At 40.7% G+C, this 26,444-nt stretch carries 25 protein-coding genes, 2 pseudogenes and 1 other annotated feature; of the genes and pseudogenes, 24 read left to right on the forward strand and 3 right to left on the reverse strand.

Annotation, left to right across the window (positions count from 1 at the left end; translation table 11 throughout):
* The first annotated feature begins 140 nt into the window (after nucleotides 1–140).
* The 20 genes and pseudogenes from rsmG (at nucleotide 141) to JCM15457_RS06065 (ending at nucleotide 18,902) form a co-directional block, all read left to right on the forward strand.
* Nucleotides 141–887, forward strand: a complete 747-nt coding sequence (rsmG, locus tag JCM15457_RS05975; RefSeq protein WP_034988443.1) for a 16S rRNA (guanine(527)-N(7))-methyltransferase RsmG — start codon at nucleotides 141–143, stop codon at nucleotides 885–887.
* Between the two features lie 2 nt (nucleotides 888–889).
* Entirely contained in the window at nucleotides 890–1,747 is an 858-nt protein-coding gene (noc, locus tag JCM15457_RS05980; protein WP_034988444.1) for a nucleoid occlusion protein, read from the forward strand.
* Between the two features lie 14 nt (nucleotides 1,748–1,761).
* Entirely contained in the window at nucleotides 1,762–2,526 is a 765-nt protein-coding gene (locus JCM15457_RS05985; RefSeq protein WP_034988445.1) for a ParA family protein, read from the forward strand.
* Nucleotides 2,519–3,400, forward strand: coding sequence for a ParB/RepB/Spo0J family partition protein (locus tag JCM15457_RS05990; RefSeq protein WP_034988446.1), 882 nt, complete (start codon nucleotides 2,519–2,521; stop codon nucleotides 3,398–3,400). Before JCM15457_RS05985 ends, JCM15457_RS05990 begins: the two co-directional genes overlap by 8 nt.
* Nucleotides 3,401–3,431: 31 nt before the next feature.
* A complete protein-coding gene (locus tag JCM15457_RS05995; protein WP_034988447.1) occupies nucleotides 3,432–3,641 on the forward strand; it encodes a DUF951 domain-containing protein in 210 nt (69 codons plus the stop codon).
* Nucleotides 3,642–3,660: 19 nt separating this feature from the next.
* Nucleotides 3,661–4,761: a redox-regulated ATPase YchF gene (gene ychF, locus JCM15457_RS06000; RefSeq protein ID WP_034988448.1), complete on the forward strand. Its 1,101-nt coding sequence runs from the start codon at nucleotides 3,661–3,663 to the stop codon at nucleotides 4,759–4,761.
* Nucleotides 4,762–4,795: 34 nt separating this feature from the next.
* Nucleotides 4,796–5,530, forward strand: coding sequence for a DUF1129 domain-containing protein (locus tag JCM15457_RS06005; RefSeq protein WP_034988449.1), 735 nt, complete (start codon nucleotides 4,796–4,798; stop codon nucleotides 5,528–5,530).
* Between the two features lie 101 nt (nucleotides 5,531–5,631).
* Nucleotides 5,632–5,867 (forward strand) — a binding site (T-box leader).
* A gap of 87 nt (nucleotides 5,868–5,954) precedes the next feature.
* Entirely contained in the window at nucleotides 5,955–7,103 is a 1,149-nt protein-coding gene (locus JCM15457_RS06010; protein ID WP_034988450.1) for a trans-sulfuration enzyme family protein, read from the forward strand.
* A gap of 33 nt (nucleotides 7,104–7,136) precedes the next feature.
* Entirely contained in the window at nucleotides 7,137–7,835 is a 699-nt protein-coding gene (locus JCM15457_RS06015; protein ID WP_034988451.1) for an amino acid ABC transporter permease, read from the forward strand.
* Nucleotides 7,836–7,859: 24 nt separating this feature from the next.
* Nucleotides 7,860–8,603, forward strand: coding sequence for an amino acid ABC transporter ATP-binding protein (locus JCM15457_RS06020; RefSeq protein ID WP_034988452.1), 744 nt, complete (start codon nucleotides 7,860–7,862; stop codon nucleotides 8,601–8,603).
* 15 nt (nucleotides 8,604–8,618) lie between these two features.
* Complete coding sequence (locus tag JCM15457_RS06025; RefSeq protein WP_034988453.1) at nucleotides 8,619–9,431, forward strand: transporter substrate-binding domain-containing protein; 813 nt, start codon at nucleotides 8,619–8,621, stop codon at nucleotides 9,429–9,431.
* Between the two features lie 244 nt (nucleotides 9,432–9,675).
* Nucleotides 9,676–10,308: a superoxide dismutase gene (locus tag JCM15457_RS06030; RefSeq protein WP_034988454.1), complete on the forward strand. Its 633-nt coding sequence runs from the start codon at nucleotides 9,676–9,678 to the stop codon at nucleotides 10,306–10,308.
* A gap of 177 nt (nucleotides 10,309–10,485) precedes the next feature.
* Nucleotides 10,486–11,340: a BglG family transcription antiterminator LicT gene (gene licT, locus JCM15457_RS06035; RefSeq protein WP_034988455.1), complete on the forward strand. Its 855-nt coding sequence runs from the start codon at nucleotides 10,486–10,488 to the stop codon at nucleotides 11,338–11,340.
* Nucleotides 11,341–11,459: 119 nt separating this feature from the next.
* Nucleotides 11,460–13,274: a beta-glucoside-specific PTS transporter subunit IIABC gene (locus JCM15457_RS06040; RefSeq protein ID WP_034988456.1), complete on the forward strand. Its 1,815-nt coding sequence runs from the start codon at nucleotides 11,460–11,462 to the stop codon at nucleotides 13,272–13,274.
* 24 nt (nucleotides 13,275–13,298) lie between these two features.
* Nucleotides 13,299–14,756 carry a glycoside hydrolase family 1 protein gene (locus tag JCM15457_RS06045; protein ID WP_034988457.1) on the forward strand — a complete coding sequence of 486 codons (1,458 nt, stop codon included), beginning with the start codon at nucleotides 13,299–13,301 and terminating at the stop codon, nucleotides 14,754–14,756.
* Nucleotides 14,757–15,021: 265 nt separating this feature from the next.
* Nucleotides 15,022–15,198, forward strand: a complete 177-nt coding sequence (locus JCM15457_RS12150) for a hypothetical protein (RefSeq protein WP_156406576.1) — start codon at nucleotides 15,022–15,024, stop codon at nucleotides 15,196–15,198.
* Between the two features lie 204 nt (nucleotides 15,199–15,402).
* Complete coding sequence (locus JCM15457_RS06050) at nucleotides 15,403–16,479, forward strand: guanine permease (protein ID WP_034988458.1); 1,077 nt, start codon at nucleotides 15,403–15,405, stop codon at nucleotides 16,477–16,479.
* A gap of 3 nt (nucleotides 16,480–16,482) precedes the next feature.
* Nucleotides 16,483–17,028: a phosphoribosyltransferase family protein gene (locus tag JCM15457_RS06055; protein ID WP_034988459.1), complete on the forward strand. Its 546-nt coding sequence runs from the start codon at nucleotides 16,483–16,485 to the stop codon at nucleotides 17,026–17,028.
* 357 nt (nucleotides 17,029–17,385) lie between these two features.
* Nucleotides 17,386–17,991: an alpha/beta hydrolase gene (locus JCM15457_RS06060; RefSeq protein ID WP_034988460.1), complete on the forward strand. Its 606-nt coding sequence runs from the start codon at nucleotides 17,386–17,388 to the stop codon at nucleotides 17,989–17,991.
* Nucleotides 17,992–18,022: 31 nt separating this feature from the next.
* A pseudogene (locus tag JCM15457_RS06065) lies at nucleotides 18,023–18,902 on the forward strand (VOC family protein).
* A gap of 114 nt (nucleotides 18,903–19,016) precedes the next feature.
* On the opposite strand, the gene JCM15457_RS06070 reads toward JCM15457_RS06065, so the two are convergent.
* From JCM15457_RS06070 to JCM15457_RS12635, 3 genes are all read right to left on the reverse strand, one after another.
* Entirely contained in the window at nucleotides 19,017–20,354 is a 1,338-nt protein-coding gene (locus JCM15457_RS06070; RefSeq protein WP_034988461.1) for a dihydrolipoyl dehydrogenase family protein, read from the reverse strand.
* Nucleotides 20,355–20,447: 93 nt separating this feature from the next.
* The gene (locus tag JCM15457_RS06075) at nucleotides 20,448–21,419 is read right to left on the reverse strand and encodes an ArgE/DapE family deacylase (RefSeq protein WP_369384616.1); all 972 of its coding nucleotides are present in this window, start codon (nucleotides 21,417–21,419) and stop codon (nucleotides 20,448–20,450) included.
* Nucleotides 21,392–21,631, reverse strand: coding sequence for a hypothetical protein (locus JCM15457_RS12635; protein WP_369384617.1), 240 nt, complete (start codon nucleotides 21,629–21,631; stop codon nucleotides 21,392–21,394). The genes JCM15457_RS06075 and JCM15457_RS12635 overlap by 28 nt, the downstream gene beginning before the upstream one ends.
* Nucleotides 21,632–21,817: 186 nt before the next feature.
* On the opposite strand from JCM15457_RS12635, the gene JCM15457_RS06080 reads away from it, so the two are divergent.
* From JCM15457_RS06080 to JCM15457_RS06095, 4 genes and pseudogenes are all read left to right on the forward strand, one after another.
* The gene (locus tag JCM15457_RS06080) at nucleotides 21,818–22,237 is read left to right on the forward strand and encodes a (deoxy)nucleoside triphosphate pyrophosphohydrolase (RefSeq protein ID WP_034988462.1); all 420 of its coding nucleotides are present in this window, start codon (nucleotides 21,818–21,820) and stop codon (nucleotides 22,235–22,237) included.
* A pseudogene (locus JCM15457_RS06085) lies at nucleotides 22,230–25,159 on the forward strand (DEAD/DEAH box helicase). Before JCM15457_RS06080 ends, JCM15457_RS06085 begins: the two are co-directional and overlap by 8 nt.
* Before the next feature lie 78 nt (nucleotides 25,160–25,237).
* On the forward strand, nucleotides 25,238–25,573 hold the full coding sequence (locus JCM15457_RS06090; protein ID WP_187325791.1) for an Arc family DNA-binding protein: 336 nt from the start codon (nucleotides 25,238–25,240) through the stop codon (nucleotides 25,571–25,573).
* Between the two features lie 31 nt (nucleotides 25,574–25,604).
* Nucleotides 25,605–26,420 carry an SPFH domain-containing protein gene (locus JCM15457_RS06095; RefSeq protein ID WP_034988463.1) on the forward strand — a complete coding sequence of 272 codons (816 nt, stop codon included), beginning with the start codon at nucleotides 25,605–25,607 and terminating at the stop codon, nucleotides 26,418–26,420.
* Nucleotides 26,421–26,444 lie beyond the last annotated feature (24 nt).

Raw genomic sequence — 26,444 nt, forward strand, 5'->3', positions numbered from 1 at the left:
GAAGACACGGAAAAGTTGTTTTAAAACCGTGCCTTCTCTTGTATTTAGTCTTAAAATACTTTACACTGAAGTAGTGTGTGAAACATATTGTTTCACAAAATAAAACATGGATTTAATTTAAAATATGAAAGAGGAATATTATGACTCCAGAGCGTTTCAGACAGGAACTTGCCCAGCATGGCATTGATTTGACAGCACAGCAGATGCAGCAATACGAAACGTATTATCGCTTCTTGGTGGCGGCCAATGAGCATGTCAATCTGACGGCAATTACTGATCAGGAAGAAGTGTATCTGAAACATTTTTATGATTCATTGCTGCCTGCACTGGTGGTTAAGGACCTTCGACAGGAAAAACTGCGACTCTGCGATGTCGGAGCGGGGGCAGGGTTTCCTTCAATACCACTGAAGATTGCTTTCCCTCAGTTACAGGTTACAATCGTTGACTCACTCAATAAACGGATCAAGTTTCTTGACGAGCTGGCGGCTAAGCTGCAATTGAGCGGGGTAGAATTTCACCATGCACGTGCAGAAGAGTTTGCTGGTAAAAGGAGTCCTTTTCGTGAAAGTTTTGATCTTGTGACCGCACGTGCGGTGGCGCGGTTATCTGTTTTAGCAGAATTATGCTTGCCTTTAGTAAAGGTTGGCGGCAGGTTTATTGCGCTCAAGGCACAGAAAGCGCAGATCGAGTTGGCAGAAGCACAGTATGCAATCAAAAAGCTAGGTGGAGAACTCGTTGCTGATGACAAACTGGTATTGCCCGAAAATGGGGACGAACGACATATTATTACGATTGCAAAAAAAGCTATTGCACCTAAAAAATATCCACGCAAGCCAGGTACGCCTGCTAAGAATCCTTTGGTAAATTCTGATGTTAGGGGGAAATGATGATGGCATTTTCATTTTGGAATAAGAAGAAAAAAACAGCTGATGACACCCAACAACGGATCACAGAGCTTCCGCTTGAGCAAATCATTCCTAATCGATTTCAGCCGCGCAAGGTTTTCGCTGATGATAAAATAAACGAATTAGCCGAAACGATCAGGGAACATGGCCTGCTGCAGCCGATCATTGTTCGGCAGTACGAGCCTGAACACTATGAAATTATTGCTGGAGAACGCCGTTTCCGTGCAGTTACCCAGCTCGAATGGGAAAAGGTACCGGCGCTTATCAGAGAAATGTCCGATACTGAAGCAGCGTCAATGGCAGTTATCGAGAACTTGCAACGTGAGGGACTAACGGCTATAGAAGAGGCACGCGCGTATAAAGATCTGATGAAACTGAATCAGCTGACGCAAAGTGGGCTGGCAAAGGCGATCGGCAAAAGCCAGTCTTTTGTGGCTAACAAGTTGCGGCTGCTGAAGTTGTCAGAGTTTGCACAGCAGGCTATTTTGGAACGAAAGATCACTGAGCGTCACGGGCGAGCAGTATTGGGACTAGCAGAGAAACAGCAGGAAGAAGTTCTTAGGCAGGTTATTGCTGCAAAGATGACCGTTAAAGAAACTGAAAAAATTGTCCAAAAATTAACTGAAAAGAAATCAGTGAAGCAGGAACGGTCTAAAAAGCGTTCCAAGGGTTCGACCAGCGATGTCCGTGTCGCAGTCAACACAATAAAAAAGGCACTTAAAATGGTCAATGACAATGGGATGAAAATCAAAACGCATGAAGAAAATAGTGGGGATTTTCATCGGATCATCATTGATATTCCGCTTGAAAAGAAGAGCAGGGAAGATACAAAGAAAAAATAGGGGGCGAAAGATTCATGGGAATCGTGATTGCATTGGCAAATCAAAAGGGCGGCGTTGGCAAGACGACCACTAGTGTCAATCTAGGAGCGTGCTTGGCTGAATTAGGCAAAAAGGTTTTGCTGATTGATTCTGATGCACAGGGCAACGCTACAAGTGGTGTTGGAATTCATAAGGCAAAAATCGAAAAAGACATTTATGATGTTTTGGTCAATGAATATCCGATTGCTGAGACGATTATTCCGAGCAGCCATCCAGGTCTTGATATTGTTCCAGCAACAATCCAGCTCTCAGGTGCTGAGATTGAACTGACCTCGCAAATGGCTCGCGAATCGCGTCTCCTAGATGCGGTCAAAGAGATCAAGGACCGCTATGACTATATTTTGATTGATTGCCCGCCTTCTTTGGGTTTGCTGACGATCAATGCTTTCAGTGCGAGTGATTCAATCTTGATCCCAGTTCAAAGTGAGTATTATGCTTTGGAAGGTTTGAGCCAGTTAATGAACACGATCCGCCTAGTGCAAAAGCATTTTAATCCGGACTTGAAGATTGAGGGGGTCTTGATGACAATGTTAGATGCACGGACGAATCTTGGAACACAAGTCGTTGCTGAGGTGCAGAATTATTTTAAAAACAAAGTATACAAAACTGTTATTCCGCGTAACATCCGTCTCTCAGAAGCACCTAGCCATGGGAAAGCAATCATTGATTATGATCCGAGTTCACGCGGTGCGGAAGAATATATGTCCCTAGCCAAGGAGGTGCTTGCTGCGCATGACTAATAAGAATAATAAAGGCTTGGGTCGCGGAATCGAAGCATTATTCCAAGAATTCGATGAGACTAACGAGTCTGAAGAAGTTGTGACTGAATTAAAACTGGCTGATATTCGCCCTAATCCTTATCAGCCACGAAAAACTTTCGATGAAAAATCTTTGGCAGAACTAACGGATTCCATCAAGAAAACTGGTGTTTTTCAGCCGATCATCGTCCGTAAATCGACGGTCAAGGGATATGAGATTATTGCTGGAGAACGGCGCTTTCGGGCTTCAAAACTTGCAGACAAGGAAACAATTCCAGCAATTGTGCGTGAGATAGATGAGGCTAGCATGATGGAGATTGCCGTCCTAGAAAATCTGCAACGTGAAGATCTGACGCCGCTTGAAGAGGCTGAGGCCTATAATACACTGATGGAGAAACTCAATTTGACTCAAAATCAGGTTTCTGAACGTCTGGGCAAGAGCAGACCTTATATTGCTAATTACCTCAGGCTGCTCGGCCTGCCATTGGAGGTCAAACAGATGCTGCAGACTGAAAAGCTGTCGATGGGACAAGCACGAACTTTATTAGCTTTAAAGAATAAAAAGCAGTTAGTTGCACTGGCTCAAAAAACAGTTCACGATAATTTAACAGTCCGCCAGTTAGAGCAGCTGATCGCTAAAATGAATGGCAAAGGCGCAAAAAAAGGCAAAAAAGTCGTCAAAGACCCAAATGAGCCTTATTATAAGCAGAGTGAAACAGCATTGCAGGAGAAGTTCGGAACTAAGGTAGCAATTAAAAACAGGTCAAAATCTGGTAAAGGCAAAATCGAGATCGATTATTTATCAACTAAGGATTTTAACCGAATTCTAGATATTTTGGGAATCAGTTTGGATTAAAACTAAAGGACTATCGACTGGAGGAATTCAAATGGCAGCAACGGAATATGCATTGCATGATATTGTTGAAATGAAGAAACAGCATCCATGCGGAGTCAATCGGTGGGAGATTATCAGAGTAGGAATGGACATCAAAATAAAATGTACCGGCTGCAACCATCTGATTATGATGCCGCGACGTGAGTTTAATCGCAAATTCAAAAAGGTTCTCGAACAGGCAAAAAAAGAAGAACAAGACTAGGAAAGAGTGAAGAAGAGATATGTCATTAACCGCAGGAATCGTCGGCTTGCCTAACGTGGGCAAATCGACTTTATTTAACGCAATCACTAAGGCAGGAGCAGAAATGGCGAATTATCCATTCGCCACGATCGATCCAAATGTTGGGATGGTTGAGGTACCGGATAAACGCTTGCCACGGATCGACGAGTTGATCCCCGCTAAAAAAATCATTCATACGACTTTTGAATTCACAGATATTGCAGGAATCGTTAAAGGAGCCAGCAAGGGTGAAGGATTAGGTAACAAATTCCTTGAAAATATTCGGCAGGTCGATGCGATCGTCCATGTTGTTCGTGCTTTTGATGATGATAATATTACACATGTCAGCAATAAGATTGATCCTTTAGATGATATTGATACGATCAACCTGGAATTAACACTGGCTGATTTGGACAGTGTTAATAAGCGCTATGCACGTGTTGAAAAAGTTGCACGTACCAAGGACAAGGAAGCTGTCGCAGAGTTCGAAGTCTTGAAACGAATTAAACCGGTTCTTGAGGCAGGGAAACCTGTTCGTTCTTTGGACTTTGATGAAGAGGAACAAAAGATCGTTAAGGGGTTGTTTCTCCTGACATCCAAGCCTGTCTTGTATGTTGCCAACATTGCAGAAGACGATATGGCTGATCCTGATGCGAATAAATATGTGCAGCAGATCAGAAAGTTTGCAGAAGCTGAAGGCTCTGAGACTATTGCGGTCAGTGCCAAAACGGAGGAAGAAATCGCGGAACTTGATGACGCTGATAAGCAAGAATTTTTAGAAGCAGAAGGGGTTGAAGAGTCTGGGCTTGACCGTTTGATCAAGGCCTCATACAAACTGCTGGGACTTGCCACTTTCTTCACAGCAGGTGGAAAGGAAACTCGTGCTTGGACTTTCAAAATAGGAATGAAGGCTCCACAAGTTGCAGGTATCATCCATTCAGATTTTGAGCGTGGTTTTATTCGCGCTGAGACCATTTCGTTTGAAGATTTGGACAAGTATGGCAGTATGGCTGCTGTTCGTGAAGCAGGTCGTCTGCGTTCTGAGGGTAAAGAATATCTCGTACAAGATGGAGATATCATAGAATTCAGATTCAACGTGTAGTTGCGGGATACAAGAATAAAGGTGGAGATTACTTGTGACGGAAGAGAACAAACAAAATAATAAACAGCGCAATCAGGAAGTAGCAAAAAAACAGGCTGAAAAACTGCAAGCGAAAAAAAATGAGGTCATTCCAGCAAGTACTCTTGAAGGATTGACTAAGCGCAATGAGGATTACATGTTTCGCTTGAATCGAGCGCTTGAAGAAAAAAGTATCCCTGCTGAAAAGCGTAAACAGGTCGTTGATGAAATGACTGCGGAGCTCAGGGATAAACAGCGTCAAGGCATCACAGCCAATAAGTTGTATGGCACAGTTAGTGAACGGGTTGAAGCAATTATTGCTGGACCAGAGAAGAAAGCAAAGGAGCCCTCATACTGGAGTTTGGCTTTGGATAATGGCTTGATTATGTTCATGATGTTCTGTATTATGTATGCAGCATTGGGGACATTCTCAAAGAAACAGGCTGAAGTCAATGGAGGTATTCTGACACTCATCGTAACATCTGTGATTGCTGGGCTGGGGATGGCTTATTTCTACAAAGTGGCAGGCAACCGGCGCGATCGCAAAAAGCGTATTCCTTTATGGAAAACACTCTTGCTCTCAGCGGCTTTAGTAGTTATCTGGATCACAGCATACACTTTAGTCATGGCAGTTCCTGGTGTCTTAAATCGGACGTTTGAACCGATCGTATACGCTGTATTGGCGGTCATTGCATTTGGTGCACGGTATATTTTGAAGAAGAAATATGGCCTTATTGGCTCGATCTTTTAAATTTCCAAAATAACTGCTGGTGTGCCGATGAAGGGTCAGTTGAAAACGAGGTTGACATTTTTTCTGATTAGGTTAAAATAAGTATCTATAATCAAGCTTTAATAAACAAATTGATCAGGAAAGTAATTCTTTCATGTATCCAAGAGAGGCTGCGGATGGTGCAAGCAGCTGATAGGTGAAATTATGAAAATGACCTGTGATTGGTTGCTGCGAGAATTTTTTTGAGCAGCAGACGGGGTGCCCTCCGTTATTTTGGGACACTATTATATTAAGATAGTAACTTAGCTATGCGATTGTGCATAATTAGAATGGTACCGTGGGTCCTCTCACTTCTAAACAGAAGTGGGGGGATTTTTTTATTTTGAAATAAAGCGAAACGCAAATGAAATTAAACGTTAGCGAATAGCTCAGGAGGAAATTTAACATGACGAATTTCGACACAAATTTGGTTCACGGAGTCTGTTGTAGTGACAATAATACAGGAGCAGTCAATGTCCCAATCTATAATTCATCAACATATGTCTATCAAAGTGCTGATGCAAAGGTCAAGTGGGATTATGCCCGCTCGGGAAACCCAACACGTGCATTTCTGGAAGAACAGATTGCACTTTTGGAGGGAGGAACGCGCGGATTTGCATTTTCTTCCGGGCTGGCAGCAATTCACGCTGCTTTTGCGATCTTTGAGCCTGGCGATCACGTTATTATTGGTGATAAGATATACGGGGGAACTTTTAGGCTTGTCAACCAGTACTTCAAGAAGTGGCAGCTTGAATTCACAACGGTTGATACACAAGACGCAGCAGCAGTTGAAGCAGCTATTAAGCCTAACACCAAAGCAATTTACTTTGAGACGTTCACTAACCCCCTTCTGCGAGTTACCAGTGTTAAAGCAATCGCAGAAATTGCAAAACAGCATCATTTGTTGACGATTGTTGACAATACTTTCTTGACCCCCTACTTGCAGCAACCGTTAAAGTTGGGAGCTGATATTGTTATTCACTCGGCAACTAAGTACTTAGGAGGACATTCTGATGTGATCGCAGGTTTGGTGGTTGTTGAGGAGGCCGAGCTAGGTGAAAAAATCTATTTTTCGCAAAATGCTCTTGGCGGAGTTTTATCGCCTGAGGATTCAAATCTGATTCGACGCGGAATACAGACATTGGGGGTGAGAATGGATCGGCACTTAGCTAATGCAGCTAAAATTGTTGATTTTTTAACTAAAAGGTCGGAAATAGCCAAAGTATACTATCCGGGGATAGAAGGATCTGTAGATCATGAGATCGCTCAAAAAGAATGTCGCGGGTTTGGTGGGATCGTGAGTTTTGATTTGGCTGCGGCCATTGATTCAAAAGCATTTGTTGAACGGTTGAATTTATTTAAGCTAGCTGTCAGTTTGGGGGCAGTTGAAAGTCTGGTAGAATTGCCGTATAAGATGTCCCATGCTGAACTGTCAGCTGCGGATCTGCAAGATTGCGGTATAAGTACGCAGTTGATTCGTTTATCTGTTGGGATTGAAGATGCACAGGATCTGATTGGTGATCTTGCACAGGCATTGGACTCATTTAAAAAATAATAGTGTTATTGAAAGGTGTGTCAGATTAAGATTATGTGGGATATTATTGTCAATGCAACACCGCAATTGGTCGTTGCGGGCTTGAAATACACGATCCCAATTTCGATCGTTTCGTTTTTGCTAGGATTAATACTTGCCCTGATAACGGCTCTGGTCAGGTTATCGACCAAGAAAGGGCCATTCAGGATACTTAAAGCAATTTTTAGATTTTATGTGTGGCTTTTCCGAAGCACGCCATTATTAGTACAGTTGTTTATTGTTTATTTTGGATTGCCATACCTGAAGATAGCTGGCATTGCGCCAGACGGAATAAAGCTAACACCGCTTGTAGCGGGCATCATCACTTTCTCGCTGAATACTGGTGCTTATTGTTCAGAAACGATCAGGGCTTCGATTCTTTCGATTCCCAAGGGACAGTGGGAAGCAGCTTATTCTATGGGAATGACTAGATCAAAAGCACTTTCGCGGATTATTTTACCCCAAGCAGTGCGGGTCTCACTGCCGCCGTTGGCTAATAGTTTTATCGGTTTGGTCAAGGACACTTCATTGGCAGCTTCAATTACAATTGTAGAAATGTTTGAAGTCAGTCAACAGATTGCAGCTGAGAATTATCAGCCATTGATTATGTACTGTTTAGTAGCTGCTTTATATGCGGTTGCTTGCTCACTGCTGTCATGGCTTCAGGGATATCTTGAAAAGGTAACTTCGCGTTATGTCACAAATGCTGATTAAGATCAGAAGGAGATAAAGACAGTTATGCTTAAATTGGAAAAACTTAACAAGAGTTTTGGTGAGCATCGTGCATTAGTCGATATCACAACGACTTTTCCTGAACATCAAACGACTGTGATTTTAGGACCATCTGGTTCAGGAAAGTCAACCTTGTTGCGCTCACTTAATCTTTTGGAACGACCAGAATCTGGCAAGTACTTCTTTGATGACGATGTTTTTGATTTTGCCGAAGGGATCTCAGTCAAGGATACGCTTAATATTCGGAAACAAACTGAGATGGTGTTTCAAGGTTACAATCTTTTCCCGCATCTAACAGTTCTGAAAAATATCATGGAGGGACCAGTCCAAGTGCTGCACAGGCCCAAAGCTGATGTTGAGAAGGAGGCACATGCTCTGCTGGCAAAGGTTGGTTTGGCTGATAAAGCGGATGTCTATCCTAATCAGCTATCAGGTGGTCAGGCACAACGTGTGGCAATTGCACGTTCGCTGGCAATGCAGCCAAAATATATTTTATTGGACGAGCCTACCAGCGCACTCGATCCAGAGTTGGAGTTAGAAGTACTTAAGGTTTTGAAACAAATTTCAACAGAAAAACGTTCAATGATTATTGTGACACATAACATGGCATTTGCCCGTGAGGTTGCGGATAAGATCATCTTTGTTGAAGATGGACATATCTTATTTGATGGACCGAATGAGAGATTCTTTAAAACTGATAACAAAAGAATTGCAGATTTTATTTCAGCAATGACATTTGCAAATATTTAAAAAAGGTGGAGAAAAATGAAATTAAACAAATTGTTCAAAAAAGCATTCGTAGTAGCCAATGTTTTAGCGGCAGGGGTCGTACTGGCGGCCTGCTCATCCAACAGCAAATCAAGTTCAAAGGATAGCTACAAGTCAGAGCTTAACCAGAAAGGGACTTTAACGATAGGACTGGAAGGCACCTATTCACCATATTCTTATCGTAAAGATGGCAAATTAACTGGTTTTGAAGTTGAATTGGGAAATAAACTTGCAAGGGAAATGGGACTAAAGGCTAAATTTGTTCCTACAAAGTGGGATGGTTTAGTAGCTGGGTTAGGGAGCAACAAATATGATGTTGTATTAAACAATATAACTGCCACGCCGGCTCGGGCTAAGAGCTATATTTTCTCCAAGCCATATATCTATTCGCGCTATGCGCTGATTACGCGGCAAGGTGATGACAGCATCAAGACGCTCAAGGACGTTAAAGGCAAAAAATTGGCTGAAGGAACTGGAACTAACAATGAACTCGTTGCCAAACAAAATGGTGCAACGATTGTTCCTTCGGGTGATTTTGTAACAAGTCTTTCATTGATCAGGCAAAAACGTGTTGATGCAACAGTCAATGCTCGTGAAGCATGGTACTCATATAAGAAGACTAACTCAACTGAAGGGTTGGTATATCATGATGTTTCATCTGAAAAGGAACCAGCTAAGATCGTTGGTTTATTTAACAAGAAATCAACTAAATTGCGTTCTGAAACGAACAAGGCTTTGAAGACTTTGCGGGCAGATGGAACATTGAAAAAATTGTCTCAAAAATACTTTGGTGCTGATATTACAGAGTAAAAAACTAGAAGAATACTGATGCTAGTGTGGCATACGTTTATACGAAATAATAAGCGAGCTAGGTCAAGCGTTAATTTTGAAGTGCTTCAGAATTGTTAGACAAAGAGTCTAGTGATTGTGAGGCACTTTTTTATACCAGCACTTGTGTGTGAAAAGTGCTTAAGCATCTTCTTGGAGTTTTATAAAATAGTAGGGTAAGATTGACTTAGAGTAAAGCCCTTACAAGCGAAAGGAGATTGATAACATGGCATATACGCTTCCTGATTTGCCGTATGATTACAGTGCACTAGAACCTTATATTGATGAGCAGACAATGCGTCTTCATCACGATAAACACCATCAAACCTATGTTAATAATCTGAATGCAGCTTTAAAGGATCATCCTGAGTTATCTGAACTTCCAGTAGAAGACTTGGTACGACAGTTGGATAAGGTTCCTGAAGGAATTAAAAAGGCTGTGCGCAACGGCGGCGGTGGGCACGCTAATCACTCACTTTTCTGGAAATTACTTTCGCCGCATTTTGACACAGCACCAGAGGGAGCTTTGCGGACTGCAATTGAACAGAGGTTCGGCGACCTTGAGAAATTTAAACAACAATTTACGGAAGCAGCATTGAGTGTTTTCGGCTCAGGTTGGGCATGGCTTGTAAAAGACAATGCAGGTGAGTTGAAGATCGTCACGACACCTAACCAAGATTCACCATTGTCTGATGGCCTATTCCCGGTTCTAGGACTTGATGTTTGGGAACATGCGTACTACCTAAAATATCAAAACCGCAGACCAGAATACGTTGAAGCTTTCTGGCATATTGTTAATTGGCATGAGGCTGCCCGTCTTTTTGACAGTGAGTTAGCTGAAACCGGTTCAAAAAAATAAATAAAGCACTTGCAAAAATTTTTAAAAAGTAGTAAAATTCTAGTTGTCGAAGGATTGTTACCGCTATCAAAAGTGGGCAAAACCTGTCGCAGATTGGATGTGTGGGCCAGCGATGGTTTATACGAAGGTTTGTGTACAGGTTTTTTTATATCATTATTTGGAATCCGGGGAGAATCTATGAAGGTTAAACAGGTTTTTAATAATAATGTTCTTTTAGCAACGCAAGGCGAGCAGGAAGTGGTACTGGTCGGACGCGGGATTGGATTTAAGAAAAAAGCGGGGATGCCTATCGAAAGAGACAGGATTAGTCAGGTATTTGCGCCAACTGATGATAAATGGTTCACGTTGTTTCACGATTTGGTTCAAAGTATTTCACCGGAATACCTTGAATTATCAGCGCGGATAATTCAACAGGCAGAAAAAATGCTGAATACAAAGTTCAATGATTATTTATTAATATCTTTGACTGACCATCTTGATTTTGCGGTCACCAGATATAAGCAAGGGATGCAGATTCATAACGAAATTCTCTGGGAAATAAAGAACTACTACCCAGGAGAGTATCAGGCAGCAGTGGAGGCACTGCAAATCGTCAAGCAGCAGTTGGAGGTGGAATTACCAGAAGATGAGGCTGGTTTCATTGCAATAAAGTTTCTTGAAAGCAGTGTTGATCACCCACAGAGCAGTGAGACAGTTAAGATGACTAGACTGATTGGCGATATTGTGCAGATTGTTCAGTATCAACTGCAGATCAAACTTGATCCAGACACCATGAGTTATCGGCGCTTTTTAGTTCACTTGCGTTTTTTGGCCGAACGTGTTTTGCAGAAAAAGGTCAATGAAGCTGGTAGTGATGATGAGTTTTTATTTCAGCACTTGGTTCAAAAATATCCAACGTCATATGAGTGCACCAAAAAGGTAGCAGCTTTTATCAGTAAGAAATTGCAGATTGAGCTTTCAATCAATGAGCAGATCTATTTAACAATGCATGTACAGCGAATTTTAGATGATGTGAATAAAAAAACTGAATAGAAGGGATTGTAACTATTAAATTAGGCAAAACCCAAGTCAATATGAGATCCAGACCTTTTAGTCTGAATTTGATATCGACTTGGGTTTTTATTTTAAAAATAATTTTAGGGGTGAAAAATATGGATTACGAAAAATTAGCAGCAGATATTGTAAAAGATATTGGTGGAAAAGAAAATATTAATACTGCGTGGCACTGTGCAACACGTCTCAGATTTAAATTAAAGGATGAATCAAAAGCAAATACACAAAAGATTGAGGATCTAGACGGCGTGATCACAGTAGTGCAGTCTGCGGGACAATATCAAATAGTTGTCGGCAATGCAGTCGCAAATGTTTTTAATGCTTTAGCCAAGCAGACTGGTTTGGAGGATGAAGTTCAGAATACACAATCGCAAGAAAAAGAGAAGAATATCATCAATCGGTTTATTGCATTTATTTCGGGAACTTTTACTCCCTTTCTAGGTGCATTGGCGGGTGCCGGGATTTTAAAAGGATTACTGGCATTATTTGTAGCATTCAACTGGATGAACACGACAAGTGGGACGTATGTAATTTTATATGCTGCCGGCGATGCTTTGTTCAACTTCTTGCCAATATTCCTTGCATTCACAGCTGCTAAACGGTTAAATGTCAATCAGTTTGTTGCAGTTGCGCTGGCTGCTGCACTAGTGTATCCAACACTCGTCACAGCTGCTTCTAAAGCACAGACACTGCATTTTATGGGGATTCCGGTTATTCCGACAACTTATACTTCATCAGTTATTCCAATTCTTTTGGCTGTGTGGGTCTTGTCATTTATTGAACCAGTCTTGAATAAGTTTTTCCCTGAGGCTGTGAGAAATATTTTTACACCGTTATTTTCATTAGCCATTATGGTTCCCCTAACAATGCTTGTTGTCGGCCCGTTAGGATCATCTGTCGGTAATGTTTTGTCAACGCTTGTTTCAACGCTCTATAACTTTGCTCCAGCTTTAGCCGGTGCCATCATGGGTGCTTTCTGGCAAGTCTTTGTAATTTTCGGAGTACATTGGACTTTTGTTCCAGTAATGATGAATAACATTAGTAAGTTGGGTTATGATCCATTATTACCAATTCTATGTGCAGCTGTTATTTCTCAGGCTGGTGCGGCCTTGGGGATTTTCTTGAAGACAAAAAACAAAAAGCAAAAAGCACTGGCTGGGTCAGGGGTTATTACCGGTATCTTTGGAATTACTGAACCGATTATTTACGGATTGACTTTGAAGCTAAAACGACCGTTCATATGTGCAGTTATCGCTGGTGGAATCGGCGGCGCAATTATTGGCGGATTCCAAGTTAGAGCTAGTTCTTTCACACTTCCTAGTTTGTTGGCTATTCCAACGTATATTGGCAAAGGCTTCGTTGGTTCTTTGATTGGAATTGCAGTATCATTTGTTCTAGGTGCAGTACTGACATATTTATTTGGCATGAGCAAGAACACTAATCAGGTAAATGATCAGAATCTGGATAAATTGGTTGCTCCAGTTAAAGGTACGATTATTCCCTTAACAAGTGTTAAAGATGAAGTGTTTGCATCAGAAGCTATGGGTAAGGGTATCGCAATCGTGCCAACTGATAATAAGATTGTTTCACCAGTTAGTGGAACGGTCAGTGCGGTTTATCCAACAGGACATGCGATTGGAATTGTTTCGAATCAGGGAGCCGAAATTTTACTTCACATTGGGATAGACACGGTAAAATTAGATGGAAAATATTTTGAAACTAAAGTTAAACAAGGCCAGCATGTTAGTCAAGGAGAAGAATTGATTGCATTTGATTCTGAGAAGATTAAAGCAGCAGGGTACGACAACACTGTTATGATGGTCATTACAAATACTAAGCAATACGAAGTAGATAGTACGAATGAAACTGCAGCAGATCAGAACACCGTTTTGACGTTGCAATTATTAAAATAACAAGTTCGGAGAGGGGATATTCACATGTATAAAGTAGATTTTCCAAAAGACTTTCCCAAAAATTTCTTATGGGGAGGTGCGACTGCCGCCAACCAAATTGAAGGAGCGTGGGATATTGATGGCAAGGGACTAACGACTGCTGAAGTCGTTAGAAAGGCCGATGACCGAAAAAAGATGTCGATGAATATAGTTGATCCTTCCTCGATCAAAGCAGCCATTAATGACTCGACAACAGCCAATTACCCTAAACGGCGTGGAATTGACTTTTACCACCACTATAAGGAAGATATTAAGCTTTTTGCAGAGATGGGATTTAAGGTTTTCCGCTTTTCGATTGCGTGGGCACGTATTTTCCCGAATGGTGATAACTTGCAGCCAAATGAAAAGGGTTTCGAGTTTTATGACCGTGTTTTAGATGAGCTGGAAAACTATGGGATCGAACCGTTGATTACGCTCTCGCATTATGAAATGCCGCTTGCGCTCACTCAAAAGCAAAATGGTTGGTTAGATCGAGCAACAATTGCTGATTTTACGCGTTATACGGAAGTTGTTTTCAAGCGTTATCGTGGGCGGGTCCGTTATTGGCTGACATTCAATGAAATCAATACAGGCACTTGGGGATTTCATGAGACGGGCGTCGTTGACAGTCATTTAGACAAAAAAGAACAAGAGAATGTTCGCTACCAAGCACTGCATCATCAGTTAGTTGCTAGTGCATTGGCGACTAAACAACTACATGAGATTGATCCAAAGGCGAAAATGGGATGCATGCTGGCAAGAATGCAGACTTATCCAGCAACCTGCAGGCCTGAAGATGTCCGCGCGGCACAAATGGAAGATCAGAAAAATCTATTTTTTACTGATGTGCAAGCACGCGGCGAATATCCAGAATTTATGAACAGGTATTTTGCTGAAAATGGTATTCAGATCAAAATGGCGGAGAAAGATCAAGAAATCCTTGCCTCATCACCAGTTGATTTTGTGAGTTTCAGTTACTATATGACAACTGTTACTAGCGCTGAGGCCGGCGAAGAAGTTAATGGTAATATGGCAACGGGCGGGCGCAACAAGTATCTCGAAGAGTCTGACTGGGGCTGGCAGATCGATCCGATAGGGTTGCGGATCACTCTGAATGAGATGTGGGACCGTTATCGCAAACCATTATTCATTGTTGAAAATGGTCTGGGAGCACTAGATAAACTTGAAGACGGGAAGGTACACGATGAATATCGCATAGATTACTTGCGTAAACACATTGAACAAATGAAAGAAGCTATCAAAGATGGTGTTCAGCTTATGGGTTACACCATGTGGGGGCCAATCGATCTTATTAGCTTTTCAACTTCAGAAATGTCTAAAAGATACGGCTTTATCTATGTTGATCAAGATGATGAGGGTAATGGCTCATTAAAGCGCATTAGGAAGGATTCTTTCTACTGGTATAAGAAGGTCATCTCTTCGAACGGAGCAGATTTGGCGTAAAAAGATTAATCAGATACAGTGATTATTATATAAGTGAGGAAGGGTCTGTGCCAAAAGTTAAATTTTGGCATAGACCCTCTTTTTTCCGTATAAACGTGTTCCATAAGTTAAAATTCTCTGTCCATTTCGAATTACTCATAGCAAAGTACACGCTATGTTCGTAATTTCGAGTTAGTACTCAAATTTTCCCGACTTATGTCACACCCCCTTTCGCAAACGCCGTTTCAACTAAAAACAACTATCATGCCTGAAGTGGCAGCAAAACATGAAAATAAAGATAGATATTCGCTTTCTCAGTTGGAATCAGAAACTACTTGAATTTATTTTTGGGTTTCTTAAGCTCAATTGTTTGCTGCAATTTTGGGGGCAGACTATTTGCAAAGAAAAAGGACGTGTGACAGCAGAAAGTAAAAGATGTTCGGATAATAAAGCAGCAAACTGAACTATTACGAATAAATTTTTAAATAATCATATCAGAAAAAAGGCTAGCAGCGTAAAAATAAGAAAATTACAGCTACTAGTTTTTTATTGTTCATAATATAACGAAAATGTATTGCTATAATTAGCTTTATATAATAAAATGATTTATAAATACGAACTATTACACTTTTTGGGTGTAAAATGTTTATTGTTAGGAGAAACTATTATGCATTTTATAGCTGACTTAATGGCAGCACTTGGAGTTGTATTAAATGGGATTCCGCAAGGAATTATGGCAATGGGGTTGGGATTTGCAGTTTTTCCAACTACCTTTTCATTCGTTTTTGCCTCAGCAATCAATGGATTCTATGGTTCTGTAGCGCCGCTTTCCTTTCAGGCAGAGTCATTAGCTTTGACTGGAAATTTAGGAAAGACGATACGTGAACGGACATCAATTATTTTTGGCGGTTCCCTGATTATGGTATTCATCGGAGTGACCGGAACTTTGACCAAAATTGTTTCATACTTAGGAAACAATATTATGTCAGGTATGATGGCTGGTGTGGGACTCATGCTCGCTAAGATTGCAATTGAAATGACCAAAGAACAACGCAAGATAGGGTGGATCTCAATTGCTTTGGCGGCAATAACATATTTGATAACCAAAGATCTGGTATGGACGATTACGGTCTCGGTTGTTTTATCTAGTCTATATGCAGTAAAAGTCGAACATTATCGGGCTGAACTTCCTGCATACGTTACAGAACGCAAGTTTAATTTTATGCGCCCGCAGTTTAATCTGCGAATTTTGCGTGGGGCACTTGGGCTAGCCTGTTTGAATATCGGAGCCAATATTTCTTATGGGTTGATCACAGGACAAATGACAGGGGTTAAGCCTAACCCTGTTAACCTGAACTTATTGACGACAACACAGGCAATTGCTGATATGGGAACTAGTTTGTTGGGTGGAGCACCGGTTGAAACGATTATTTCAGCAACAGCTAGTGCCCCTGAACCTGTAATCGCAGGAATTATGATGATGTTGATCATGGCTGTGATCTTGTTTGCTGGCTGGCTCCCTAAAATCGGACGTTACGTTCCAAGCACTTCGATTGCAGGTTTCTTATTTATTTTGGGAGCGGTTGTCATATTCCCTGAAAATGCAGCGGCAGCTATGACGGGTTCAGGAATGACTATCGCTGCAATTACACTAGTAGTAACAGCTATTTTTGACCCATTTGCAGGTTTAGTAACAGGTGCTGCTTTAAAATTTGTTTTGCCATTATTAGGCTTGGGGGTATAACTGTTGGAAAAATATTATGAACTTAAGATAGATGATTTAACACGAAAATTACCACTGATCAAACTCAATGATAATGTAGCAATTGCTTCATTTGTACTTTTGGGAGATGCTGAACTAACACATTATGCGGCCGAAAGATTGGCAAGGAAAATTGATTTTGACTTTGACTATCTAGTGACGATGGAGAGCAAAGGAATACCTTTAGCGCAAGAAATGTGTCATTTCTTAAAGAAACCGCGGTATGTGGTTCTGCGAAAAAATGTGAAGGATTATATGGAGGGGCATTTGAGTGTTGCTGTTAACGCAATTACAACAAGCGCACAGCAGCAATTAGTCCTTGATGGGAATGACGCTGCATTATTAAAAGGGAAAAAGATTGTTATTATTGATGATGTTATTAGCAGCGGCGGCTCAATTGCGGCAGCTGAGAAACTGATGCGCAAAGCAGAAGCCGATGTGGTGGATCGTTTTGCAATTTTGGCGGAAGGCGATGCGGCTGAGCGCGCAGACATTCAATATTTAGAGAAATTGCCGCTGTTTCAACCGTAAATAAAAAAGCTATAAAGTAAATAATGAATTATTTCTGCAGGTGGTGTATAGGCGATGTTCAATCGCTAATGCGCTGCCTGTTTTTTTAGATTTAATATGTGATGCGCTATCTAAATGTCACTTCAGTAAAAAACAATTTGATATGTTTTAAAAGTTGCTTTTACAACCCAAGTATGAATTAATGATAGTGAAAGCGGTAAATGTTTATGATAAGGCGTTGTTTCTGCAATATTTGTGGTAATAAGCTTAGCAAGCTGTTAATGAAAAAGTTTTTTAAAAAAATAAGCATAAAAACTATACTTACTAATTGTAAGTGTATATAATAGTGACAACAGTTAAAAAAAGCGAGGTGAGCAAGTGGATTATCAATTTGAGCTGCTTTATCCAGAGAAAGAAGTAACAGAAAAAACACCAGTTGTGATAACAATGCATGGTATGGGATCAAACTTCTATGACCTAAGACCCTTGCTTGCGGCATTTGACGCTCGTGTTATTCAGTTGCATCTTCAAGGAAACGTTCCTTTTGGAACAGGATTTGCATTTTTTGAACCGGATTTTTCCAAGAGAACGGAAGAAAGTGTGCTTGAACCAGTAGTTAACGCTATTTATCATGAGATAAATGAAATTTTGGAAGAAAAGAAATTAACAACTCATCCTAAATATGTGCTCGGATTCAGCCAAGGAGCTATTCTGACAGCTAGTCTGTGTTTACTTTACCCCGAGTGGCTGACTGACGGAGTTATCTTAAGCGGGCGACTACCGCTTTTTCTTGAAAGAAGATTCCTGAATAGGAGAAGCGGAAAGCAACCGAGAATTTTTATCTCGCAAGGGAAAAGAGATCCACTGTTTGCCCCTAGAATAGGGCAGCATCTCGCTCGCTATCTGCAAGAACATGGATACAGTGTGACGTATCGAGAATATCCTATAGGACATGGTGTGGACCCCAAAGTGTCAATGATCTGAAGGATTGGTTGAAGGGAAAGGTGTGGTAAATATGACAGCAGTTATACCGAAGTTTAGATTATCAGAAAAGACGCATACAGGAACGGTTGCTTTGAAGGTAGCGGATCTGGCAAAACAAACTCTTTTTTACGAAGATGTGATTGGATTGAAAACGATCAAGAAGACAGAGAAGCAGCGGGTCTTGGGGATCAAAGGTGAAAAGACGCCATTATTGATTCTAAATGAAATCAATGATGCTACTCCAGCAACAAGAAAAACTGGCTTATATCATGTAGCATTTCTGCTTCCTAGCCGCAAAGATTTAGGCAATGCTTTAATTCATTACTTGACAGTTAAAGCACCACTTATTGGTGCAAGCGATCATGGATACAGTGAAGCTTTGTATCTAACTGATCCAGAAGGTAATGGGATCGAGGTATATCGCGATAAACCTCACAGTTATTGGGGGGTACACGAAGATGGCGAGGTTCCAGCGATTACCATCGAAATGGACGCTCAAGGAGTAGTTGACGCAGCCGACCGTAAATGGGATGGGTTTCCGCATGAAACTAAAGTTGGACACGTTCATCTTAAAGTTGCAGATTTAGATAAAACACAGTCTTTCTACAATGATATCTTGGGTCTGTCACTAAAAACAGATTTTAGGAATCAGGCTAAGTTCTTTGCAACAGGTGGCTATCATCATCATCTTGGTACTAATATCTGGACAGGGCGAAATATTCCTGCAATGGATGAGAAGGATTTAGGGTTAGAGTATTACACATTTTTTGTTGAAAATGAGCTTGAAGTACAACGAATAGAGCAGCATTGGCAAGAAAAAAAATGCTGCTTATAAAAAAGATACCGCAGGTAATCTGTGGATCACAGATCCGAATGGAATTCAGATACAGATACAGATTGAGTCTTTTTAAAAAATGACACAGCAAATTTGAACACATGTCTATAGATTCTAGGCAGTCAAAAAACCAGTGGAAGGCTTTTAAAGTCATTCACTGGTTTTTCGTATCAAGCAGTAAGTTATTAATTTACAACAGCTCCCATGAAGCTGAACCAATGGTTGGAAAAAGATGAACGATACGTTCGATTTGTTCTGGTTCCAATCTAAGCTCAACTGCTGGCAACAGACTATTAATAACGTCTTCCGCATGTTCACTAACTTCTGTTGCGCCGACAAGATGATGGTCTTTATCGAAAACAAGGGCATTTTCACCAAATGTTTCACGTGTAACTTGTCGATACCAGTTGTCCAAAACATTATTTTTGACGACTGTATGTGTGGGACTTTTTTCTGCTTCTTCGACGGAAAGGCCGACACGTGCAATGCGTGGTGATGTGAAAACAACGGAAGGAATCGCAGGATAGTTGATAGCTTCGGCTGTTTCACCAGCAAAAAGGTGAAGCAAATATGTTGATTCAAAAATAGCAGTAGGTGTTAGCTTAGGTTGTGTTTTCTTAACAACGTCACCGCTTGCATAAACATTGGAAACAGTTGTTTGAAGATGATTATTGACGATAACTCCATCCTTATCGTATTTAACACCAATTTTTTCAAGGCCAAGGTTTTCAACATTTGGAATACGCCCAGTTGCATCGAGCACCCAATCAACAAGCAGCTTTTTGCCATTGCCATAATGGACAACTGTTGCAGTTTCTTGTTTTTCAAGATGTGAAACAGAAGCGGTGCGAACAAAATGGACGCCGCGTTTCTCTAGGTCAGTGATAACATGCTCAACGAAAGGCTGGTGAAACTTGCGTAGAGCTTTTTGCCCGTGCATCAGGACAGTAACCTCTGATCCAAAAGCATTTGCAATAGTAGCGAATTCTAAACTAATATAACCAGCACCGATAATCGCAATTTTAGCTGGCAATTCTGTTAAGTTCATGAACTCGGAACTGTCATGTGCCAAATCCTTACCAGGAATATCCAAACGGTGTGGGTGCAGCCCAGTTGCAATAACTACTTTGGCTGCTGTCACCTGCTTACCGTCGACATCAAGTGTATGCGAATCTAGAAATTTGCCATGCCCATGGAGAATGTCAACACCATTTTTCTTCAGTAAACCAGCAATAAATTCTGGCAGGTCTTTGATAACATCGTGTTTGTGTTTGACCGTTTCAGACCAATTCAGAGCAATTGGAGTAGTGACGATACCTTGAAGGTCTTCAACTTCACGTTGCAGCGGCACAGGTGCATCTAATGTGATTTTTGCATTGCAGCCACGGTTGGGACATGTACCGCCAATCAAGCCGCTCTCAACGACAGCAACTTTGAATCCTTTGCTGGCCAAGGGGATTGCACCATCAAAAGTGCCATGTCCACTTCCAAGATATAAGACATCATAATCGTACTTTTTTTCCAACATAACCGCCTCCTGTTGTTTTTTTATCTCTCTTCAACAGTAGCGCAGGGCAGCTATTCTAACAAAGTAAATGCTCACTATCCTAGTAAAAGAATTTTAATAAATCTGTGAGGCGTGGTTTTTAATTTCCTTATCTTGCAGAAAGTTTAGTGCAAATTGTTTATAAAAAGTTATTGCATTCAGATAATCGGTTATCTCAACATACTCATTACTTTGATGTGATGTGTTTGAGCCGGGGCCGATTTCGATGCTGTCAAAATTTCCTTTTGCTTGTAAGAATTCAGCACCGTCATTTGCACCAGAACTTCCAGTTACCTTGGCAGAAGAGCCGAAGATTTGCTGATGTGTTTCTTGCGCAATCTTAATAATCTGTGAGTCAGGCTTGCCAGATATTGCTTCCTCGGGAAAACTATATGTAATAGCTAAGTTGAAACCTTCCCTTTGGTTCAATTCCGCAATGATTGCTTCTAGTTCATCGTAAAAACGCTGGTTAGGATAATCTGGAATGGTGCGGATATTGCCCATTAACTCAGCGTAAGAGGGAATGCTGTTGACTTGTTCGCCACCTTTTATCTTAGTAATGCTATGAGTCACACCTCCAAGAACAGTATCTGTTTTGTTGAATTTGCGTAGCCGCTCTAATGCAAGATGGTAAAAAACGATTAGATTATCAATTGCATTGATCCCTGCTTCAGGTTCAGCACTATGCGCAGTTTTGCCATATGATTTGACCTTATAGTCAATTACTCCGCGGGCAGTATAAATAATTTTCTGCATACTGGATGTTGGTTCAGCAACGATGAGGCCTGCGAGGTTATCTGCGAATCCTTGCTTAGTTAATTGCGCAGCACCATATTCGCCAGTTTCTTCACCAACGGTTGCTAAAAGGCGGATTTTACCGGGAATTATGGTTCCTTGTTCCAACAATTCGAGCAATGCGGCAACGAGTGCTGCTAAACCGCTCTTCATATCGGTAGCACCACGGCCATAGATTTTATTATCGGCAATCGTTGCTGAAAAAGGATCGTAATTCCAATCATCTAGATTTCCTGGTGCAACGACATCCATATGTCCAGTGAACCTAGCATGGGGCCATTGTTTTTGCCAATCGTCAGTACAAGATTGTCCCGGTGGGGAGCATAAGTTATTTTTTGAATCTCAACATCGGGAAATTTGGAAAATAGTGAACTAATATAATTTGCTACTTCAGTTTCATTGGCATTAACAGAGTCAATCTGAATTATTTTTTGAAGGATCTCGATTTTTTTTTGCTTATTCATTAGTGTGCACCTCGTTATTTAAAAGTATCGATTCTTATTCATTTTGCAATTATACACTTTTTATGAATTTTTTCATATTTCAATGTTTAAAAAACCATAATTTGAATATTCAGTGCTGGATTCAGAGAAATTATAGAGTTTTTGTTATACTCAATGCAGAACAGAGTCAATGAAGGGAAAGTACAAATGAAAAAAGACATTTATGTAGTGGGCGCAGCTCTGATTAGTGGAGACAAGGTTTTAGCTGCGAAAAGGAAGGCTGAGCGGACTTTGGGTGGGATGTGGGAATTTCCCGGCGGTAAGATCAAAGATGGAGAAACACCTCAAATGGCCTTGAAACGCGAACTGGTAGAAGAATTTGCCGATCGAATCATCGTGGGTCCGCGGGTCGCGATGCCGGTTACCTATGAGTATGCTTTCGGTGTTGTTCATTTAAGCGTGTATTATGCTAAAATGCTGACTCAAAATTATAACTTGATTGCACATAGCCGAGTTCGTTGGATGAGTCAAGTAAAATTAAAAGAGCTGGAATGGTTACCTGCCAATCTGCCGATTATTGCACAAATCGCACAAAATGATTTGAAACGGGTGAGTTTTAATGACTGATATTACGAAAGACGAATTGCAGTCTGCTGTTTTGAACGGCTATGTCGATCAGCAGCAGAACTATGCTGCGGCAGAGTTTTCACCCCAACTACTGAATAATGTGAACCAAGAAACGGTCTGGGAGCATATCAGATATGAGTTAAACAACTGTTCGAGTTTTACTTTTGCGGTTGCCTTTATTACTGTTGATATGCTGACACCGCTTAAAGCTGTCCTAGCAGATCTTAAGGTGCACGGTGTTTACGGGAAAATCTTGACTTCGGATTATTTATATTTTAACCAACCCAAAGTTTTTACTGAGCTGTTGAAAATAGCTAATGTAGAGGTTAGAATTGCTCAACAGTCGGGCTTTCATGCTAAGGGATACTTGTTTGAACATACTGACCAGAACTATCAATCTGTAATTATTGGCAGTTCAAATCTGACAAGGGCTGCATTGCTTCAGAATTATGAATGGAACATGCGTTTTACTTCATATGCGGCAGGAGCTGTTACTAATCAGATCAGTTCGGAGATTGCGCATGCTTGGGAAGAAGCTGTTCCGTTAACTGTTCAATGGGTGACCAGATATGAACAGCTTTTCGATGAAAAAGCCACGGTGGCTGCCGAAAAAAGAGTATCTATCATCAATGAACAAAGCGCCCCATATGAGATGCAGGCGAAGATTATTCCTAATAAAATGCAACAACATGCTTTACAAAAACTGCAAGAATTGCGTCAAACGGGTGAACAGCGGGGATTAATTATTTCCGCTACAGGGACAGGTAAGACATACTTAGGAGCGTTTGATGTCAAGCAGTTTAAGCCGCGACGTTTTTTGTTTGTTGCTCACCGTGAACAAATCTTGCAAAAATCACGTGCGAGTTTTCGCAAAGTGCTTGGAGGAAATGCAAGTGATTACGGTATCTTGTCTGGTCATCATGCGGATAAAAAGGCAAAGTATCTATTTGCCACAATTCAAACACTTTCCAAACCAGACAATATGAAGTATTTTTCACCAGAAGAGTTCGATTATATTCTTGTGGATGAGGCTCACAGAACAGGTTCCGAGAGTTACCGTCATTTCTTAAAATATTTTAAGCCGAAATTCTGTTTGGGTATGACTGCGACACCTGAACGAACTGATGATTTTAATATATACCAGCTGTTTGATTATAATATTGCATATGAGATCAGATTACAGGACGCTTTGAACGAACAGATGCTGACACCATTTCATTATGTTGGATTGCAGGATTATGAATATCAAGGAAAACTGATTGATGACAAAGCAGTTTTGCGACATTTGGCTTCTGCAGAACGTGTTGATTATGTTTTGCAGCAGTTGGAATATTACGGTTACTCAGGTGATAAAGTTCATGGACTGATCTTCTGCAGTCGGCAACAGGAAGCGTATGAATTGGCCAAGATAATGACAAATAGAGGTCATCCGACCGTTGCTCTTACAGATGAAACGATCAAAACTCGTGAAAAAACAATTACAATGCTTGAAAAAGGTCAGATTGAGTATATTGTGACCGTCAATATCTTTAATGAAGGTATTGATATACCATGCCTTAACCAAATTGTAATGTTGCGTAATACACAGTCGAGTATCGTTTTTATCCAGCAGCTTGGACGAGGTCTGCGCAAATTTGCACATAAAGAATTTGTGACAATTTTGGATTTTATTGGTAACTATAAGAATAATTATTTGATACCAATGGCCTTGACTGGTGATAGGTCACGCAGCAAGGATAATGCCCGTGCTGAGATCAGCTTGCAGCCAACAATTGGGATCTCCACGATCAATTTTACCGAAGTTGCCCGGCAACAGATCTATGCTTCACTGCAAAATGCCAAACTTGATTCATTGATGGAAATGCGCAAGGACTACTATGAACTTAAAAACAAAATTGGAAGAGTACCATTGCTGCGCGATTTCGAAAAATACGGATCAATTGATCCGCTTGTTTTTGCAAACAATAACCTTCTCCCCAATTATTATCATTTTCTCTTGAAGATGAAAGAAAATGTTAAATTGACAGTTTATCAAGATAAAGTATTATATTTTTTAACAAAAGAATTATTGAATGGGATGCGCTGTCACGAATTATTGCTACTGCAAGAATTAATGCGGCATGGAACAGTAACAGAAGCATGTTTTTTTAAACTGCTGCGTTCGAAAAATTGTTATTTAAACGAAGATGTTTTAGGATCGGTCGATAGAATATTAGGCTTAGACTTCTTTCACGTTAAGGCCGGCAAAGAGTTTAAGTCAGTTAAATATGGCGGTCAGCGTTAGTTTTCCATGAAAAAGGCAATTATCGTCTGCGATCGCAGCTTCAGACAGAGCTTAATGCAAATTCATTGTTTAAGAAATTATTTATGGATGTTATTGAAACAGGACTTGTCAAAACTAAGAATTTTGATCACACGGTTCCGTTTACGCTCTATAAAAAGTATACGCGCAAAGATGTTTGCCGCCTTTTGAATTGGAAAAAAGATGTGAGTGCACCGATGTATGGCTATCGTGTTGGTAAGGATACATGTCCTATTTTTATAACTTATACTAAGGATAATAGCGGTAAACGTAAGGGAGAAAATTACGAGAATGAATTTTTGAGCACCTCTGTTGTGCGCTGGTTTACGCGCAGCCCGCGGCATCTTTATTCAGATGAGGTTCGAAGACTGCTGGAAAAGGACGAAGCAGGTGAACCTATTGTTAAAATTCATTTATTTATTAAAAAAAGTGATGCCGAGGGGAAAGACTTCTTTTACTTGGGTGAATGCAAGATAATCGAAAGTTCTGCATCTGAGAAGATGATTTTGGGGAAAAATGGACATAAGAAAGCAATTGTTGCCTTAGACTTGCGCCTCAAAACACCTGTTCAATACCGGTATTTTACGATGCTCACCAATGATGATAACAAAAATAATTGACTAATGATATCTATATGATATCATTAGAATATCAAATGGAATGACTCAAACTTGCAAGGAAGTGATCTTCTGGAGAAGATGGCAACATTTCTATTGCGTTTGCCGCAAGGCTTAAAAAAGAAGCTTGAGACACATGCAAAGGAACAGAATAGGAGTGTCAACAGCTTGCTGCAGACGATGATAGAAGATGAGCTGGGGCTGACTGATAAGCCTGCAACTTCACTTGAACATCGTCAATTTATCGGACAAGTTGTTTCAAGTGAACAAATTGATCAAGATAATGGATTGGTACAGGTCAACGGCATCTTTTATCGCTACTTGATCGAAAGTAATTTAGATGTTGATCTAACCAAGAGTTACATCGTGATTGAAGCTAATGGCAACATATTAACGCTCAGGCCAGTCGAACTTTAGACTTGTTCAGCGCAACAGGGGGAGTTTTACAGTGTTTGGAATTAAAATCGTACAGCAGAACTGCCAAGGATTAGTGGAGACATTGGGAAAATATCGGAGAAATGTTGAAGCAGGGCTGCATTTCTATATTCCTTTAGTCCAACGAATCAGGTCAGTTAATTTAGCAATGAGACCGTTACAACTGTCTCAATATTCTGTTATCACTAAAGATAATGCCGACATCAAGGCAAGCGTCACGCTTAATTACCATGTTACTGATGCACAGAAATACACTTATGAAAATACGGATTCAGTTGAATCAATGGCTCAGTTAGTACGCGGACATTTGCGCGATATTATCGGCCGGTTGGATCTAACGGATGCTCTAGGATCAACCTCCAAAATTAATGCTGATCTTGCCGCTGCAATTGGTGATTTGACGAATGTTTATGGAATCAACGTCGATCGGGTCAATATTGATGAACTGACTCCATCTACCGCGATCCAAGAGGCAATGGATAAGCAGTTGACCGCTGATCGAGAACGTATTGCAACGATTGCCAAAGCACAGGGACAAGCACAAAATATCAAATTGACGACAGATGCTCAGAATAGAGCGCTCATTGAAACTGCCCAAGCACAGGCGCAAGCAACAAAAACACGCGCAGATGCAGAAAGCTATCGGATTAACAAGATTCAAAACAGTTTGAAAGATGTTAATAGTAATTACTTCAAGGATCAAAGTATTCATGCATTTGAAGGATTGGCGAGTTCCAATACAAATCTTGTTGTTTTATCCAAGGATGAAATAACGACTTTGGGACAGGTCCCAGTGATTAAAAAAATGTTGGACCAAGAAAAAAGCTAAGGTAGTCAGTTTGAATGACAGTTT

The organism is Liquorilactobacillus sucicola DSM 21376 = JCM 15457, from assembly GCF_000612445.1.
Taxonomy (GTDB): Bacteria; Bacillota; Bacilli; order Lactobacillales; family Lactobacillaceae; genus Liquorilactobacillus; species Liquorilactobacillus sucicola.

Bases quoted from the DNA above. Each gene is read 5' to 3' on its own strand.
- rsmG (WP_034988443.1), top strand. From the start codon at position 141: ATGACTCCAGAGCGTTTCAGACAGGAACTTGCCCAGCATGGCATTGAT.
- noc (WP_034988444.1), top strand. From the start codon at position 890: ATGGCATTTTCATTTTGGAATAAGAAGAAAAAAACAGCTGATGACACC.
- JCM15457_RS05985 (WP_034988445.1), top strand. From the start codon at position 1,762: ATGGGAATCGTGATTGCATTGGCAAATCAAAAGGGCGGCGTTGGCAAG.
- JCM15457_RS05990 (WP_034988446.1), top strand. From the start codon at position 2,519: ATGACTAATAAGAATAATAAAGGCTTGGGTCGCGGAATCGAAGCATTA.
- JCM15457_RS05995 (WP_034988447.1), top strand. From the start codon at position 3,432: ATGGCAGCAACGGAATATGCATTGCATGATATTGTTGAAATGAAGAAA.
- ychF (WP_034988448.1), top strand. From the start codon at position 3,661: ATGTCATTAACCGCAGGAATCGTCGGCTTGCCTAACGTGGGCAAATCG.
- JCM15457_RS06010 (WP_034988450.1), top strand. From the start codon at position 5,955: ATGACGAATTTCGACACAAATTTGGTTCACGGAGTCTGTTGTAGTGAC.
- JCM15457_RS06015 (WP_034988451.1), top strand. From the start codon at position 7,137: ATGTGGGATATTATTGTCAATGCAACACCGCAATTGGTCGTTGCGGGC.
- JCM15457_RS06020 (WP_034988452.1), top strand. From the start codon at position 7,860: ATGCTTAAATTGGAAAAACTTAACAAGAGTTTTGGTGAGCATCGTGCA.
- JCM15457_RS06025 (WP_034988453.1), top strand. From the start codon at position 8,619: ATGAAATTAAACAAATTGTTCAAAAAAGCATTCGTAGTAGCCAATGTT.
- JCM15457_RS06030 (WP_034988454.1), top strand. From the start codon at position 9,676: ATGGCATATACGCTTCCTGATTTGCCGTATGATTACAGTGCACTAGAA.
- licT (WP_034988455.1), top strand. From the start codon at position 10,486: ATGAAGGTTAAACAGGTTTTTAATAATAATGTTCTTTTAGCAACGCAA.
- JCM15457_RS06040 (WP_034988456.1), top strand. From the start codon at position 11,460: ATGGATTACGAAAAATTAGCAGCAGATATTGTAAAAGATATTGGTGGA.
- JCM15457_RS06045 (WP_034988457.1), top strand. From the start codon at position 13,299: ATGTATAAAGTAGATTTTCCAAAAGACTTTCCCAAAAATTTCTTATGG.
- JCM15457_RS12150 (WP_156406576.1), top strand. From the start codon at position 15,022: ATGAAAATAAAGATAGATATTCGCTTTCTCAGTTGGAATCAGAAACTA.
- JCM15457_RS06050 (WP_034988458.1), top strand. From the start codon at position 15,403: ATGCATTTTATAGCTGACTTAATGGCAGCACTTGGAGTTGTATTAAAT.
- JCM15457_RS06070 (WP_034988461.1), bottom strand. From the start codon at position 20,354: ATGTTGGAAAAAAAGTACGATTATGATGTCTTATATCTTGGAAGTGGA.
- JCM15457_RS06075 (WP_369384616.1), bottom strand. From the start codon at position 21,419: ATGGATGTCGTTGCACCAGGAAATCTAGATGATTGGAATTACGATCCT.
- JCM15457_RS12635 (WP_369384617.1), bottom strand. From the start codon at position 21,631: ATGAATAAGCAAAAAAAAATCGAGATCCTTCAAAAAATAATTCAGATT.
- JCM15457_RS06080 (WP_034988462.1), top strand. From the start codon at position 21,818: ATGAAAAAAGACATTTATGTAGTGGGCGCAGCTCTGATTAGTGGAGAC.
- JCM15457_RS06090 (WP_187325791.1), top strand. From the start codon at position 25,238: ATGGCAACATTTCTATTGCGTTTGCCGCAAGGCTTAAAAAAGAAGCTT.